The organism is Bradyrhizobium sp. Ce-3, from assembly GCF_022835695.1.
Classification (GTDB): Bacteria; Pseudomonadota; Alphaproteobacteria; order Rhizobiales; family Xanthobacteraceae; genus Bradyrhizobium.
In genome coordinates this window covers 1-14,632 of record NZ_BQUV01000007.1, presented here as the reverse complement: position 1 = coordinate 14,632, position 14,632 = coordinate 1, and the positions used below count along the sequence as shown (strand labels likewise).

Here is a 14,632-nt window from a genome sequence, read left to right as displayed (position 1 = left end):
GCTATTCAGTCCTCAAGGCGCGGTCCGGCCGGGCACGTCGCGGCCGAGCACGAAAGCCGGCAAGGCCGCAAGGGTGTCACGAACCATGATCGGGGCGGGCGCCCCGTCCGGCAGGTTCATTGCGGCCCGATTATGCCACCAAGTCGGCAGATGCACACGTGCCGTGCCGAACAGATCATAGCCCGATCCCGCGACGAACAGGCATCGATCGGCCGCGACCGACAATTCGTCGAGCGCGAGCTGATAGGGTTGCGGCTGCGGCTTGTAATAGCCGGCGCGCTCGGCCGTCACGAACACGGCGAGGGGAACGCCAAGGCGATCGGCCGCGATGCGGCCGAGCCGCTCCGAGCAGTTGGTCACGACGCCGAGTGCGACGCCGGCACCGTGCAAGCTTTGCAGGACCTCGCGCACTTCGGGCCAGGGATCGAGCTCCGCATAGCGTGCGCCGAGCTCCGCCGCCCGCTCGAATGGCAGGGCGACATTGCGCGCCGCCTCGCCCACCAGATCCTCATAGGGCCGATAGCGTCCGGTGGCATAGGTGTTCCTGAGATACTCGGCGCGCCAACGCAGCCCGGCCTCATCGGAGCCCGCGACCTTGTTCCAGAGCGTCCAGCTGTCGAGCAGCGCGGTCAGCAGATCGAACAGAACGGCGTCATAGGCTCGGGTCATGGGCTGGGCTCCGTCTGCTACCATCCGCGAAACCGCTCCCATTGCCTGACGGCGCCGGAGCCGGCGGCGACGACATGGTAGCGGTCGTGCTGGGCCCCGGTCGCGCAGGCATGGTTCGGCAGGATCCGTACCTTGGTGCCGACCGGCAGCGTCACCTGCGGCGCGGTGCTGCCGGGACGGAGCGCGATGATGCCGTGCTCCTGATTGGTCTCGGTCACGATCAGATCGGGATAGGGCCGCCCATCGATGTCGCAAACGATGCCGTAGCCCTGGTCGATCGGCTGCTTCGCGGTGCCGCGATCGCGCGACAGCGCCATCCAGCCGGCGTCGATGAAGGTCCAGCCGCGGTCGGGGCGATGGCCGATCACCGTCGCGAGCACCGACAGCGCGATGTCCTCGACCGCGCAGACCCCGATCCCGGCCATCACTAGGTCGAACATCACGAAGACGCCGGCGCGCACCTCGGTGACGCCATCGAGCCAGCGCGCGAAATGCGCCGTCGGCGTCGAGCCGACGCTGACGACGGGGCAGGGCAGTCCAGCCGCGCGCAACGCCTCGGCGCAGGCGACGGCCGCGGCGCGCTCCTGCTCGGCCGCCTGCTCGAGCGCCGCCACGCTGCGGCAGGAATAGGATTCGCCGGCATGCGTCATGACGCCGCGCAGCTCGGCGCCGCCGGCATGGAGCGCGCGGCCGATCTCGACGAGCAGCGGGTCGTGCGCGCCCACTCCGGCGCGATGGCCGTCGCAATCGATCTCGATCAGCACGGGGATGCGGTCGTTGGTTGTGCGGGCCATCGCGGTGATGGCCGCGGCCTGCTCGGGGCTGTCGAGCACCACCGAGAGGTCGACGCCCTGCCGCCGCAGGGCGGCGACGCGATCGAGCTTCTGCGGCGCGATGCCGACGGCATAGAGGATGTCCCTGACGCCTGCCGCGGCAAACATTTCGGCTTCCCGCAGCGTGGAGACCGCGGCCGGGCCGGCCGGGCCGTCCATCACGGCGCGGGCCGCCGGAATCGATTTCGCGGTCTTCAGATGTGGGCGCAACGGCACGCCGAGCCGCCTCAGCCGCGTCTTCAGGCGGGCGATGTTGTGCAGCATGCGGTCTTCGTCGAGCACGAGGCAGGGCGTCTCGATGGCGGCAAGCCGATGCGGTGCGTTCAAGGCGGGGGCTGATGACATGCGGCAAGACTAGCCGTTTCCATGCTAAGTACAATTTACCGAAGGTCATTCCTATATTAAGGATAGCCTTAATGCTCTCGACCGACGACATCCGCTTCTTCCTGGCCATCGCCGCCGCCCGGTCGCTGGCGGCCGCGGCGCGGGCGCTCGACGTCACGCCATCGGCGGTGTCGCAGCGGCTGCAGAGCCTCGAGCAGCGCCTGGGCGTTCAACTGGTCAGCCGTTCGGCCCGGCGGTTGACGCTGACGGATGAGGGCGAACTGCTGGTGCTGCGCGGCGGCACGCTGCTCGACGAGGCGACGGAGTTGACGGAGGCGCTGCAGGCGCGTCGCGGCACGATCGCCGGCCATCTGAAAATTCTTGCGCCGCTGGGGTTCGGACGCCGCTACGTCGCGCCGGTCGTTGCCAGCTTCCGATCCCGCCATCCCGACGTGTCGGTCGAGCTCGAACTGTCCGATCGACCGGGACGTGCCGCTGCGAGCGCGTGGGATGTCATGATCCATATCGGCGCATTGAAGGATTCCACGCTTCGGCTGCTGCGCCTTGCGCCCAACGAACGCTTGCTCTGCGCCTCGCTGGCCTATCTGAAGCGCCGCGGAACGCCGGCGGCCCCGCAGGAGCTGCGCGGGCATCAATGCATCGCGTTGCGCGAGAACGAGGAGGACGTGACGCTGTGGCGGTTCGCGCGCCGGCGTGCCGCGGCGGAGCCTGACGTCGTCAGGATCGAGCCGATGCTGTCGAGCAATGACGGCGAGGTCGTGAAGGCCTGGGCGTTGATGGATCACGGCCTGATCGTGCGATCGGAGTGGGACGTCGCCGAGGATCTCGCCGCCGGCCGGCTGGTGCGGGTGCTGCCGAACTTCCGCCTGCCGCCGGCCGACATCGTCGCACTGCTCAATCCGGGCCGTGGCGGCCGGGCCCGGCGCACGCAGGCTTTCGTGGAGCACCTGCGCGCCGCGCTCGCACCGCCGCCGTGGCGCGGCAGGCCGCGCTGACCGGCGGCGCGACCGCTTACGCCGCGCCTGCCTGCCTGCTCAGATAGCCCTTGGCAAAGTCGAGATACCAGTCGAGGCAGCCGGGATTGGCCATCGCGTCGCGGTTGATGACCTTCTCGATCGCGTGGCCGAGCAGCAGCTTCTTGACCGGCAGCTCCTGCTTCTTGCCGGACAGCGTGCGCGGAATCTCCGCCACCACGAAGATGTCGTTGGGCAGGAAGCGGCGCGACAGCCCGGCTTCCACCGCCTTGTTGATCTTCGCCTTCATCGCGGCATCGAGGACAACGCCCTCGCGCAGCACCACGAACAGCGGCATGTAGCTGTCGCGGCCGAGATATTCGAGGTCGACGACCATCGAATCCAGCACCTCCGGCAGCGCCTCGATCGCCGAATAGAGTTCGCTGGTGCCCATCCGCAGGCCGTGGCGGTTGATGGTGGCGTCGCTGCGGCCATAGATCACGCAGGAGCCGTCGGGGTTGATCTTGAGCCAGTCGCCATGCCGCCACACCGGGCCGCGGCCGGTGCCGTCGAAATTGTCGGGATAGCTCTCGAAATAGCTCGACAGATAGCGCGCATCGCCGGGATCGTTCCAGAACCGCAGCGGCATCGAGGGCAGCGGCTCGGTGCAGACCAGCTCGCCGACCTCGTCGATCACGGCGCGGCCCTGCTCGTCGAACGCGTCCACCGCGCAGCCGAGCAGGCGACATTGCATGATGCCCGGGGTCTGCGGCAGTTCGCGGTTGCCGCCGATGAAGGCGCCGGCGAAGTCGGTGCCGCCGGAAATGTTGGCCCACCAGATGTCGGCCTGCGCGGCGTTGCCGTTGCGTGCAGACAGCGCGGCGAAGCGTTCGTTGAACCAGGCCTGGGTGTCGGCCGAGAGCGGCGAGCCGGTCGAGCCGAGTGCGCGCAGGCCCGAGAGGTCGCCGACCTCTGCGAGATCGATTTCGGCCTTGGTGCAATTAGCGAAGAACGCCGCACCGGCGCCGAAGAAGGTCGCCTTGGCATCCGCAACGAAACGCCACAGCGTGGTCCAGTCCGGCTTGTCCTTGGTGCCACCGGGGCTGCCGTCGAAGATGCAGCAGGTGGTGCCGTTGAGCAGGCCGTTGGCCTGGCAATTCCACATGATCCAGCCGGTCGACGAGTACCAGTGGAAACGTTCGCCCAACGAATTCGGGTGGTAGCTGCAGCCGACGTCGTTGTGCAGCGTCGACAGCGGCAGCGCCACGACGATGATGCCGCCATGGCTGTGCAGGATCGGCTTCGGCAATCCCGTGGTGCCCGAGGAATAGACGATCCAGAGCGGATGGTCGAACGGCAGCCATTCCGGCTCGAAGGCGGCGATCTCCGCGCTCTCGCCCGCGTGGATGGACGACAGTTGCGTCTCGGCCGGCGCGGCATCGCTGTGCAGGATGACATGCTCGACCGTCGGCAGCGCGCGCCGCAATTCCTCGATCACGCCTTGCCGGTCATGACGCCTGCCCGCATAGGTCACGGCGTCGCAGGCGATCAGCACTTTCGGCTCGATCTGCTTGAAGCGGTCGATCACCGCGGGCGCCGCCATGTCGGGCGCGCAGACGCTCCAGATCGCACCCAGGCTCGCGGTCGCCAGAAACGCAATGATCGTCTCCGGAATGTTCGGCAGGTAGGCCGCGACCCGATCGCCGGCGCGGACGCCGTTGGCCTTCAGATGCAGCGCCAGCGCCGCCGATTTGCGCTGCAGTTCGGGCCAGCTGGTCTCCGAGAGCTTGCCGTCCTCGCCGCTCGCGATCAGCGCCGGCAGGCCGGCGGCATGCGCTGGTGCGACATGGCGGAACACCTGGCGGGCATAATTCACCGATGCGCCGGGAAACCACACCGCGCCCGGCATCTTGCGTTTCGCCAGCACCGCCGAATGCGGCGTCGGCGAGCGCAGATCGAAATAGTCCCAGACACTCTGCCAGAAGCCGTCGATATCGGTGACCGACCAGCGCCGCATCGCCTCGAAATCCGCGAATTCAAGACCGCGTGTGTCCTTCAGCCATTGGCGGTAAAGGGCCATTTGCGGGACGTAAGGTGCTGTCATGGGCGTTTCCGGAATCTCTTGTGTTGTGGCATGCGCGATCGAGGCGTGCGGTCGTGTCTTAACACAGCGATGCGCGGGCGGGGAACGCAGTCGCGCCGCAAGCTTGCGTCATATTCTTACCGCCGATGTCGCGTGCTATTGCTTCGGGTGCGGGGCTGATTCCATGCCTATCCGATAGCGAGCGGCCATGACCGTCGGCGAACTTTTCATCCTCGGCTTCTACGGCAAGGTCATTCCGCCCTGGCTGAAGCAGTTTGCCGCGCAATTCGGGCTCGGCGGGGTGATCCTGTTCGATTATTCGTGCCAGACCCGGCAATACGACAACAACATCGCGTCGCCCGCGCAGGTGCGGTCGCTCTGCGCCGAGATCGCGGCGCTGCCGTCCCAGCCGCTGGTCTTCATCGATCAGGAAGGCGGCCTGGTGCGCCGGCTCAAGGAGGGCCTCGGCTTTCAGCCGCTGCCGAGCGCGAAGGATTTCAACCGGCTCGCGCATCCGGACAAGCAGACGATCCTGGCTGCAAGCTATGGCGAGTTGCGCCGGCTCGGCATCCGCTACAATTTCGCACCGGTCATCGACGTCGACTTCAATTCTGACAATCCCAACATCGGCAAGATCAAGCGGTCCTATTCGTCCGATATCGGCGAGGTCGCGGCCAATGCCCGCCTGGTCGATGCCGCGGCGCGCCAGGCCGGCGTCGGGCTCTGCCTGAAGCATTATCCGGGCATCGGCGGCGCACGCGTCGATTCACACCTGGAGTACATGGACATCTCCGATGCGCTGCGGCCGGATCAGGAAGAGCTGTTCTACACACTGGCGCCGCAGATTTTTGGCGATGCGGTGCTGGTCAGCCACGCCATTGTCCGCCAATGGGACGCGCAGCATCCGATGACACTGTCATCGGCCGGAATCGGCCGGCTTCGGCGGCGGCTGCCCGAGACGCTGCTGATCACCGACGACATGCAGATGCAGGGGCTGCAGAAGGCGCTCGGCACCAGCGCGGCCAGCCTGCAGGCGATTGCCGCCGGCATGGACATGATCTGCATCGGCAACAATCTGTTCGACCAGGAGCAGGAGATGGCCGGCATCGCCGCTGTTGTCGCGGGTGCAGTGCAGGACGGATCGCTGGATCGGGCCGCGGTGCAGCGCTCGATTGCGCGAGTGCAAAAGCGCAAGGCGCTGCTCGCCTGATCGCGTTGAACCAAATTTTGCGCCGCGCGACCACAAGGAGCGGAACCAAATTTCATTGCCGCGATTTAACACTGACGCTCATCGGGGCTAACAACCATGAAGATGCTCAAGCGTCTCTTCCGATTGACCTGGCTACGTCGCGTCGCACGCAACTCAGCCGATTTGCCGCCTGCCTCCATCGATCCCGACGAATTCAGTCGCCTGCTGTGCAGCGGGCGCGCCGAGGATTTGCGGATCCTGGCCAAGCGGCTGAGCCAGCGCACGCGGGCGCACGCCTAGCCGGCGGATCGGGTCCAATGGTGAGCCGGTTCTGACTGAATCAGAGCCGGCAACTCCGGCCTGCGGCTTCGTCTTCACGACGCGATCGCTACTGCTTCGCCTTCTCATGATTGCCGATCCCGACCGCCTTGTAGTCGTAAGTCGGGTAGAACTCGGTGCGGTAGGCACCCCAGGCGCTGTTCTCGATGATGCGGTTGACCTCGCGCAGCCGCGATGCCGGCAGCCGCAGGGTCACCACCTGTCCCACGCCCATCATCACGTACCAGCTGACGACCTCGACACCTTCGGGCGGAAACGCCTTGTAGAAACCCTGTCGCTCGAGCTGCGCATTGAGTTCGCCGAGCGGGCGCGACTGATCGTGCTTGAAGAAGATCGTGATCATGACCGCGTTGTCCGACGTCGGCGCCGCATCGCCGGCCGGCGCGGTCTGGGCCCGCGCGCCGGCGCCGAACAGCAGTGCCGCGGCGAGTGCCGCCATCGTCATCCAGGATCGATTCCGCCCGTTCCGCCCTCGTTGCATTGTCGCGCCCTTGTTGTTGTGATCGAGAGGAGGCGATCATTGCGGCACGTGCCGGGGCTGTAAATTGACATTCGCCTGACGTGACCGACGCGCGACATCGATCGATGCGGTTGGCACGGTGTGAAACGCCTCATACGCCTCTCCGCCCGCGTGCAGTATGCCGATGCCATCCCGATGCCCGGAGGGATCGATGACGACCCGGCGAATGGCGTATTGGTGGTTCAGGTTCGTTCTTTCGGGCCGGTTCCTGCAGAAATTCCTTCGGCTCCGCCGCCGCTGACGCCCCGAGGGACTCCCGGCCGCGGCCCGCATCCCGGCGATTTCCAATCTGGAATCCGCGCTGCGAGGCGGTCCTGGAGAGCCGGGGACGGTAAATTTCCAGCTGCGCGACCACGGGGACCGAGTCACCCGCTGGTCCCGTAAGAATACTGTAATTCGACTCAAATATCCGAGATTCGTTGCCAAATCAGCGGTAATCTGCGCCTCCTTGGCAGGTCGGGGCCCGAGGTCACAGTTGCGTCACCCGTAGTTTTACGGAGTCCCGTGTTAACGCGGCCACAAGTTCACCTTTGGTAAACCATACTTATGACGCAACATGACAATCGGGCCGAAGCGCGCCTTCCGACATGGATGGGTGGAACCGCGCCGCTCGAGACCCCGCCGCTTGAGCTCCAGGCCGCCGCCCCGTCGCGACCGCAGGCCGCCGCGGACGCCGGCGCCGCGATTGTCCGTCAGTTCAACGGGCCGGTGACGGCGCTGCTGCTCTATATGAATGAGCTCAAGCAGCACAGTCAGCAATTCGCCCACGCGCCCGGCAACGGCGTCTATCTGCGGCAGGTGATCGAAAACGCCCTCGAGCAGACCGAGCGGGTGTCGGCGATGCTCAAGCAGATTTCCGATCTCTATCCGAATGCCGTCCCGGCCACCGATCTCAAGCCGGCGATCGACGACAAGCCGGCGGGCTCCCGATCGCCCGAAATCATGTTCGCGCCGGAAGCCGGCCGCAAGCCGCTGACCAAGCGCGAGCGTGAAGTGCTCAGCCTGATCAGCGACGGCTATTCAAACAAGCAGGGTGCGCTGCGGATGAACATCAGCCCGCGCACGTTCGAGAGCCATCGTGCCGAGGCCATGCGCAAGCTCGGTGCCCGCAACACCGCCGATCTCGTCCGCAAGGCCTTGTTGCATTCCGCCTGACCGGTGAACCCGGTTCGCTGGGACCGGCTCGTCAGAAACCGGTGCTCAGAACTCATCTTCCGATGCAAAGCACAGCCGCGGCGCGTGCCGCGCGGCCGAGGCAGCCGTTTTCGGTTCGTCCGGCACGATCGTCACCACCCATGCCGCCGTCGCGCCAGATTTGCTTTCGACGATCGCACGCACGCGCCCCGTGACGGTCGCGCCGGCCGAGCGGACCGTGGCGGTCCGGCCGTTGAACTGGGCCATGCGGAAGCGCCGGGCTTCCTTCCGGTCGGTCGTTTGGTACGTGAACATCGGCTCCCCCGTGCGTCCGCGTGAATGTGGGGGAAACAGCGTTATCCGACGGTGAAAATCGTATGCCGTAGAAGTACGGCGTCGCCATTCGCACGTGAAGAAGACACGTCGAGACGACGGGCTCTAGCCGCCGACTTCCTGGCAACTCAACAGCCCCGCATACTGCGCCTTCACCGCGGCGTAGCATTCGCACGCGGTCTTGATCAGCCCATCGGCGTTGGTGATCTCGATGTGGCCGCGGCTGTAGTGGATGAAATTGGCCTGTTGCAGGGTATGCGCGACCAGCGACACGCTGTTGCGCCGTGCGCCGATCATCTGCGCCATCACCTCCTGGGTCAGAACGATCTTGTTGCTGCCCGAGAGATCGCGCGTGTGCAGCAGGCAGCGTGCCAGCCGCGATTCCACGGTGTGCGCGGCGTTGCAGCCGGCCGTCTGCTGGATCTGGGCATAGACGGCGAGCCCGTGCCGGATCAGTCGGGCGCGAAGCGTCGGGCTCTGGCCGGCCGCCGCGCGCAACGGCTCGCGCTCGATCGTCGAGGCCAGGCCGGGGACCAGCACGGTGGCGTTGTTCAGCACGGGCCCTTCGACGAGCGGGGCGAAGGCGCCATAGATGCTGTCGCGGCCGACCATCGCGACCTGGACGCGCTCGCCCCTTGCCAGCTTGACCACCAGCGAGATCACGCCCTTGTGTGGCATGTATATCCGCTTGAGCATCTCGTCGGTCTCGACCAGGACCGAATCGGCCGTGAGGTCGACCGTCCGCAGATGCGGCCGGATCAGCTCAAAATCGCTCGCCGAGAGCGACGCCAGGAATCCGTTGGGTGATCGCGGAACCGTATCCAAAGCAACCTCCTGCCTGCCGGCAAAGCTTGTCTCTGGGCATCAGGGCTGACGCGTGCAGCTGGACGTCCTTACAACTTATTCTGGCACGTCCGGGTTCCAATGGAAACACGTCTTGGTTCCAATAGGAATAGGCCGATAAGCCGCACGGTTCGGTTTGTGATGTCCGGGCGGATCAATCTTCTTCCGGCCCGATCAATTGTTCGGCGTGCGCCTTGACTGTCGCATAGCATTCACACGCCGCCCTGCGCAGGCCGTCGATATCGGTGATTTCGATATGACCGCGGCTGTAGCGCAGGATGCCGGCCTGCTGAAACCCATGCGCGACGATCGAAACCGCGTTGCGCCGGACGCCGATCATCTGCGCCAGCATTTCCTGGGTCAGCGGCAATGCCTCGCTGCCGCACAAATCGCGGGCACGCAGCAGCCAGCGTGACAGCCGCGCCTCCACCGGATGGGAAACGTTGCAGGCAACGGATTGTTGCGTCTGCGCCATCAGCGCCTGCTCGTAGAGTGCAACCAGGGTCCGGAATGCCGTGCTGCGATTCGCCGCCTCGCGGAAATCCTCCGCCCGCACCATCGATGCCGTGCCCGGCACCACCACGATCGCGTCGGCCAGCAGCGGTCGCTCATGCAAGGCGGCGGCCGCGCCCACGACGCCGTCGCGACCGATGGTTGCAATCTCGACAGATTGCCCGTCAGACAGATTGATCATCATCGAGACCACGCCGCCGTGCGGGAAATAGACCCGCTGCACCGGTGCGCCGGCATCGGCGAGCGCCGTTTCCTTGGTCAGGTCGACGGTTTCGAGAAGGGGATGAAGTTGCGCGTATTCCGTGGCGGGAAGTGCTTGCAACAATCGATTGGGCGGGCGCGTTACCGCGGACATTGGAGCTCCTGCCGAGGGCGGGAGCACTACGGTCTCGCATCACCTACTCTTGGCGTGTGGAGTGCGAACATAGCTTGCCTGTCCAATTGCACAAGGGTTGTGGTGCGAACCTTATACCCTCTAGGGGGCAGACGGTCGGCATCGCGTCTGGCCTGCGCGGCGATCGATGCCGATTCGAGCGCCGAACATCGCGGGCGATACGGTTGCGGCATTGTCGCGCATTTATTGATTTCCATTAACTCTAATGCGCGCCTAACCGTCCGTGTCGTGGTTGCTGTCGCGGGCTTTTAGGCAGCCGATCGGCCGCATCGGGATGCGGCAAGTTCCGCAAATGCGAGGACAAAATCGCTGTCGCGAGATTGATCCGGCGACGGCCATGCGCCGCCGGCCGGGCAGCAGCATCGCCGGTTCTAGGATAACCGGCAAAGCGGCTCTGGGTATTTGTACGGAGCAGCCCTTTAACGAACGGGTAGCGCGGACGGACGAGTGTGGCACCGGTCGCCGTGTGAAATTTACGGCGTCGCGTCAATCGTGTTCATCCAGAAGGGTAACAGTATGTCCGGCATCGTCCTTTCGTCATCGGTCCGTCAGAACCTGCTTTCGCTGCAGTCGACGGCCGACCTGCTCGCCACCACGCAGAACCGCTTGTCCACCGGCAAGAAGGTCAACACTGCGCTCGACAACCCGACCAACTTCTTCACGGCGCAATCGCTCGACAACCGCGCCAGCGACATCAACAACCTGCTCGATGGCATCGGCAACGGCGTGCAGGTGCTGCAGGCCGCCAACACCGGCATCACCTCGCTGCAGAAGCTCGTCGACAGCGCCAAGTCGGTTGCCAACCAGGCCCTGCAGGCCGCGGTCGGCTATTCCTCGAAGTCGCAGGTGACCACCGCCGCGATCCCCGGCGCGACCACCGACAACATCCTCGGCAGCGCCGCTGCGACCAACGCCGCCGTCACCGGCACGTCTGCGCTCCCGACGATCGACCTGACGGCTGCTGCGGCTGACCTGACCTTCAAGGTCAACAGCCAGACCGTCACGCTGACCAAGGGCTCGTCCTACACCGCGGCCCAGATCACCAGCGCGATCAACACCCAGGTCGGCACCAGCGCCAAGGTCAACGCCACGCTCAACGGCAGCGGCGATCTGGTCGTGACCAGCACCAACACCGCCGGCGCTTCGGATGCCGTCACCGTCGACACCTTCAGCACCGGCGATGCAACGCAGCTCGGCTTCGCGGCTGCGACCGCGACCGCCAACGGCACCGCCGCCGGCAGCCCGCTGAGCGGCCTCACGCTGACCATCGGCGCGACCGGCAACGGCACTGCCACCAGCATCACCTTCGGCACCGGTGCCGGCCAGGTGAAGTCGCTCAACGACCTCAATACCGCACTGGCGGCCAACAACCTGCAGGCCTCGCTCAGCGCGGGTGGTGCGCTCACCATCAGCACCACCAACGATGCCGCTTCGGCGACCATCGGTACGATCGGCGGCACCGCGGCTGGTGCCGGCAAGCTGTTCAACGGCCTTGCGGGCGGCGCGCCGGTGCAGGACCCGACCGCGCTGGCGAACCGCTCCAACCTGGTCAACCAGTACAACAACATCCTGGACCAGATCACCACGACCGCCCAGGACGCGTCGTACAACGGCATCAACCTGCTCAATGGCGATCAGCTCAAGCTGACCTTCAACGAGACGGGCACCTCGACGCTGAAGATCCAGGGCGTGACCTTCGATTCCGCCGGCCTCAACCTCACCAAGCTGACTGCCGGCACGGACTTCATCGACAACGCTTCGGCCAACGCCACGCTGAAGACGCTGAACTCGGCGAGCGGCCTGCTGCGCACCCAGGCTTCGACCCTCGGTTCGAACCTGTCGATCGTGCAGATCCGCCAGGACTTCTCGAAGAACCTGATCAACGTGCTGCAGACCGGCTCGTCCAACCTGACGCTGGCCGACACCAACGAGGAAGCGGCCAACAGCCAGGCGCTGTCGACCCGCCAGTCGATCGCGGTGTCCGCGCTGGCGCTGGCCAACCAGTCGCAGCAGAGCGTTCTGCAGCTGCTCCGCTAAGCGTAGCCGCAACACACATCTGATATCGAGGCGGCGGAGGAAACTCCGCCGCCTTTGCTTTGGATGCGCCGAGCCCCTCTGCCGTCTTCAACCCATGGGCGATCGCGCGCTGGCGCGGGCCGATACCATGGTCGTGAGCGTTTCGCCGGACTTAACGGCCGCTCGATCTGATTTGCTTCAAATTGCGATGACCGATGGAACGGCCTCTTTCCCGTCGGGGTGGTAAGGGCCTGTCCCAGTGAGACTGGCCGTGATGTCGTGCTGCGTCGTGCTTGATGGGCTTCATCGTCCGTATTTGCACGGACGGCAAAATTAACGTCGCTGTGAAGCCGGCCAAGTTATCGATGCGAGGCGAGCGTTCCGTAGCACTTTGAGGGGGCCTTTTCCGATGGACGATCTGTTGCGCGAGTTCCTGACGGAGAGCAGCGAGAGCCTGGATACGGTCGACAACCAGCTGGTGCAGTTCGAGCAGGACCCGAACAACGCGAAGATCCTGGATAATATTTTCCGGCTTGTGCACACCATCAAGGGCACCTGCGGCTTCCTCGGGCTGCCGCGGCTGGAAGCGCTGGCGCATGCCGGCGAGACGTTGATGGGCAAGTTCCGCGACGGCATGCCGGTGAAGGCGGAAGCCGTGACGCTGATCCTGTCCTCGATCGACCGCATCAAGGAGATCCTGGGCGGGCTCGAGGCCACCGAAGCCGAGCCTGAGGGCAATGACCGCGACCTGATCGATCAGCTGGAAGCGATGGTCGAGCGCGGCATGGCTGCAATGGCGGCTGCTGATGTTGCTGAAGAGGATGTGCCGGTCGTTGAGGCTCCGTCCGTGCAGGCTGATATGACCGAGGGCACGCTGGTGGTGCAGACGCTGGAGCGTCCGCTGCGTCCGGGCGAGGTCTCGCTCGACGAGCTCGAGCGCGCCTTCCGCGAGACCGAGATCGAAGTCGCCGCACCCGCACCGGTCGCGAAGCCGGCCGCCGCTGTGGCGCCCGCAGCCGAAGCGTCTGAGGTCGCGAAGAAGCCGGCCCGCAAGGCCGCCACTGAGGACGTCCAGGAAGGCGACAAGATCGCCAACCAGTCGATCCGGGTCAATGTCGACACCCTCGAACACCTGATGACCATGGTCTCCGAGCTGGTGCTGACCCGCAACCAGCTGCTCGAGATCTCCCGCCGCAACGAGGACACCGAGTTCAAGGTGCCGCTGCAGCGGCTCTCCAACGTCACCGCCGAGCTGCAGGAAGGCGTCATGAAGACGCGGATGCAGCCGATCGGCAATGCCTGGCAGAAGCTGCCGCGCATCGTCCGCGACCTCTCCGGCGAACTCGGCAAGCAGATTGAACTCGAGATGCACGGCGCCGACACCGAGCTCGATCGCCAGGTGCTCGACCTGATCAAGGATCCGCTGACGCACATGGTGCGCAACTCCGCCGATCATGGCCTGGAGACCACCGCCGAGCGCGTCGCTAGCGGCAAGCCCGAGCAGGGCACCATACGGCTATCAGCCTATCACGAAGGCGGCCACATCATCATCTGCATCGCCGACAATGGCCGCGGGCTCAACACCGAGCGGATCAAGGCCAAGGCACTCCAGAACGGTCTCGTCACCGAGGCCGAGCTCGAGAAGATGACCGAGGCCCAGATCCACAAGTTCATCTTCGCGCCGGGCTTCTCGACCGCAGCGCAAGTCACCTCGGTGTCCGGCCGCGGCGTCGGCATGGACGTGGTGCGCACCAATATCGACCAGATCGGCGGCACCATCGACATCAAGAGCGTGGCCGGCGAGGGCGCTTCGGTCACCATCAAGATCCCGCTGACACTGGCGATCGTCTCCGCGCTGATCGTCGAAGCCGGCGGCGACCGTTTTGCGATTCCCCAATTGTCCGTGGTCGAGCTGGTGCGGGCCCGCGCCAACTCCGAGCACCGCATCGAGCGGATCAAGGACACCGCGGTGCTGCGGCTGCGCAACAAGCTCTTGCCGCTGATCCATCTCAAGAAGCTCTTGAAGATCGACGACGGCGCGACCACCACGGATGCCGAGAACGGCTTCATCGTGGTGACGCAGGTCGGCAGCCAGACTTTTGGCATCGTGGTCGACGGCGTGTTCCACACCGAGGAGATCGTGGTCAAGCCGATGTCCACAAAACTGCGGCACATCGACATGTTCTCCGGCAACACCATCCTGGGCGATGGCGCCGTGATCATGATCATCGATCCCAACGGCATCGCAAAAGCCTTGGGCGCGTCCGGCTCCTCGGCCCATGACATGGCCGACGACAGCGCGAGCGCCCACGCCAACAGCGGCGAGCAGCTCACCTCGCTCTTGGTGTTCCGCGCCGGTTCATCGCAGCCCAAGGCGGTGCCGCTCGGCCTCGTCACCCGGCTGGAGGAGATCGCAACCGACAAGATCGAGCTCTCGAACGGCCGCTACATGGTGCAGTACCGCGAGC

Annotated in this window: 13 protein-coding genes; 6 read left to right on the top strand and 7 right to left on the bottom strand. The window is 65.4% G+C overall.

Annotation, left to right across the window (positions count from 1 at the left end):
- Window positions 1-12: 12 nt before the first annotated feature.
- Window positions 13-669: an HAD-IA family hydrolase gene (locus BRSPCE3_RS23495; RefSeq protein ID WP_244068675.1), complete on the bottom strand. Its 657-nt coding sequence runs from the start codon at window positions 667-669 to the stop codon at window positions 13-15.
- A gap of 17 nt (window positions 670-686) precedes the next feature.
- Window positions 687-1,847, bottom strand: coding sequence for a DSD1 family PLP-dependent enzyme (locus BRSPCE3_RS23490; protein WP_244068674.1), 1,161 nt, complete (start codon window positions 1,845-1,847; stop codon window positions 687-689).
- Between the two features lie 71 nt (window positions 1,848-1,918).
- Between BRSPCE3_RS23490 and BRSPCE3_RS23485 the strand changes: the two genes are divergently transcribed.
- Window positions 1,919-2,842: a LysR substrate-binding domain-containing protein gene (locus tag BRSPCE3_RS23485; protein WP_244068673.1), complete on the top strand. Its 924-nt coding sequence runs from the start codon at window positions 1,919-1,921 to the stop codon at window positions 2,840-2,842.
- A 16-nt stretch (window positions 2,843-2,858) separates the two neighbouring features.
- Here BRSPCE3_RS23485 and BRSPCE3_RS23480 read toward each other — a convergent pair whose 3' ends face one another.
- Window positions 2,859-4,904 (bottom strand): acetoacetate--CoA ligase, encoded by a 2,046-nt coding sequence (locus BRSPCE3_RS23480; protein WP_244068672.1) that lies wholly within the window; start codon window positions 4,902-4,904, stop codon window positions 2,859-2,861.
- A 187-nt stretch (window positions 4,905-5,091) separates the two neighbouring features.
- On the opposite strand from BRSPCE3_RS23480, the gene BRSPCE3_RS23475 reads away from it, so the two are divergent.
- Together BRSPCE3_RS23475 and BRSPCE3_RS23470 are read left to right on the top strand one after the other, a co-directional pair.
- Window positions 5,092-6,093 carry a glycoside hydrolase family 3 N-terminal domain-containing protein gene (locus BRSPCE3_RS23475; RefSeq protein WP_244068671.1) on the top strand — a complete coding sequence of 334 codons (1,002 nt, stop codon included), beginning with the start codon at window positions 5,092-5,094 and terminating at the stop codon, window positions 6,091-6,093.
- A 96-nt stretch (window positions 6,094-6,189) separates the two neighbouring features.
- Window positions 6,190-6,372: a hypothetical protein gene (locus BRSPCE3_RS23470; protein WP_244068670.1), complete on the top strand. Its 183-nt coding sequence runs from the start codon at window positions 6,190-6,192 to the stop codon at window positions 6,370-6,372.
- 88 nt (window positions 6,373-6,460) lie between these two features.
- Here BRSPCE3_RS23470 and BRSPCE3_RS23465 read toward each other — a convergent pair whose 3' ends face one another.
- Window positions 6,461-6,856: a hypothetical protein gene (locus BRSPCE3_RS23465; protein ID WP_244068669.1), complete on the bottom strand. Its 396-nt coding sequence runs from the start codon at window positions 6,854-6,856 to the stop codon at window positions 6,461-6,463.
- 666 nt (window positions 6,857-7,522) lie between these two features.
- Here BRSPCE3_RS23465 and BRSPCE3_RS23460 point away from each other — a divergent pair.
- Window positions 7,523-8,086, top strand: coding sequence for a helix-turn-helix transcriptional regulator (locus BRSPCE3_RS23460; protein WP_244068668.1), 564 nt, complete (start codon window positions 7,523-7,525; stop codon window positions 8,084-8,086).
- 45 nt (window positions 8,087-8,131) lie between these two features.
- Here BRSPCE3_RS23460 and BRSPCE3_RS23455 read toward each other — a convergent pair whose 3' ends face one another.
- From BRSPCE3_RS23455 to BRSPCE3_RS23445, 3 genes are all read right to left on the bottom strand, one after another.
- Complete coding sequence (locus BRSPCE3_RS23455) at window positions 8,132-8,380, bottom strand: hypothetical protein (protein WP_375709953.1); 249 nt, start codon at window positions 8,378-8,380, stop codon at window positions 8,132-8,134.
- A 123-nt stretch (window positions 8,381-8,503) separates the two neighbouring features.
- Window positions 8,504-9,223 (bottom strand): Crp/Fnr family transcriptional regulator, encoded by a 720-nt coding sequence (locus BRSPCE3_RS23450; protein ID WP_244068666.1) that lies wholly within the window; start codon window positions 9,221-9,223, stop codon window positions 8,504-8,506.
- Between the two features lie 172 nt (window positions 9,224-9,395).
- Entirely contained in the window at window positions 9,396-10,109 is a 714-nt protein-coding gene (locus BRSPCE3_RS23445) for a Crp/Fnr family transcriptional regulator (RefSeq protein ID WP_244068665.1), read from the bottom strand.
- A 555-nt stretch (window positions 10,110-10,664) separates the two neighbouring features.
- Between BRSPCE3_RS23445 and BRSPCE3_RS23440 the strand changes: the two genes are divergently transcribed.
- Window positions 10,665-12,185 carry a flagellin gene (locus BRSPCE3_RS23440; RefSeq protein WP_244068664.1) on the top strand — a complete coding sequence of 507 codons (1,521 nt, stop codon included), beginning with the start codon at window positions 10,665-10,667 and terminating at the stop codon, window positions 12,183-12,185.
- 388 nt (window positions 12,186-12,573) lie between these two features.
- Window positions 12,574-14,632, top strand: a 2,059-nt coding sequence (locus BRSPCE3_RS23435; RefSeq protein ID WP_244068663.1) for a chemotaxis protein CheA, incomplete at its 3' end; no start/stop codon positions are given.

What these genes read in the sequence shown, in the direction of transcription:
- BRSPCE3_RS23465 (WP_244068669.1), bottom strand. Translation starts at nt 6,856, where the DNA reads ATGACGATGGCGGCACTCGCCGCGGCACTGCTGTTCGGCGCCGGCGCG.
- BRSPCE3_RS23455 (WP_375709953.1), bottom strand. Translation starts at nt 8,380, where the DNA reads ATGTTCACGTACCAAACGACCGACCGGAAGGAAGCCCGGCGCTTCCGC.
- BRSPCE3_RS23445 (WP_244068665.1), bottom strand. Translation starts at nt 10,109, where the DNA reads ATGTCCGCGGTAACGCGCCCGCCCAATCGATTGTTGCAAGCACTTCCC.
- BRSPCE3_RS23495 (WP_244068675.1), bottom strand. Translation starts at nt 669, where the DNA reads ATGACCCGAGCCTATGACGCCGTTCTGTTCGATCTGCTGACCGCGCTG.
- BRSPCE3_RS23485 (WP_244068673.1), top strand. Translation starts at nt 1,919, where the DNA reads ATGCTCTCGACCGACGACATCCGCTTCTTCCTGGCCATCGCCGCCGCC.
- BRSPCE3_RS23440 (WP_244068664.1), top strand. Translation starts at nt 10,665, where the DNA reads ATGTCCGGCATCGTCCTTTCGTCATCGGTCCGTCAGAACCTGCTTTCG.
- BRSPCE3_RS23490 (WP_244068674.1), bottom strand. Translation starts at nt 1,847, where the DNA reads ATGTCATCAGCCCCCGCCTTGAACGCACCGCATCGGCTTGCCGCCATC.
- BRSPCE3_RS23475 (WP_244068671.1), top strand. Translation starts at nt 5,092, where the DNA reads ATGACCGTCGGCGAACTTTTCATCCTCGGCTTCTACGGCAAGGTCATT.
- BRSPCE3_RS23470 (WP_244068670.1), top strand. Translation starts at nt 6,190, where the DNA reads ATGAAGATGCTCAAGCGTCTCTTCCGATTGACCTGGCTACGTCGCGTC.
- BRSPCE3_RS23480 (WP_244068672.1), bottom strand. Translation starts at nt 4,904, where the DNA reads ATGACAGCACCTTACGTCCCGCAAATGGCCCTTTACCGCCAATGGCTG.
- BRSPCE3_RS23460 (WP_244068668.1), top strand. Translation starts at nt 7,523, where the DNA reads ATGGGTGGAACCGCGCCGCTCGAGACCCCGCCGCTTGAGCTCCAGGCC.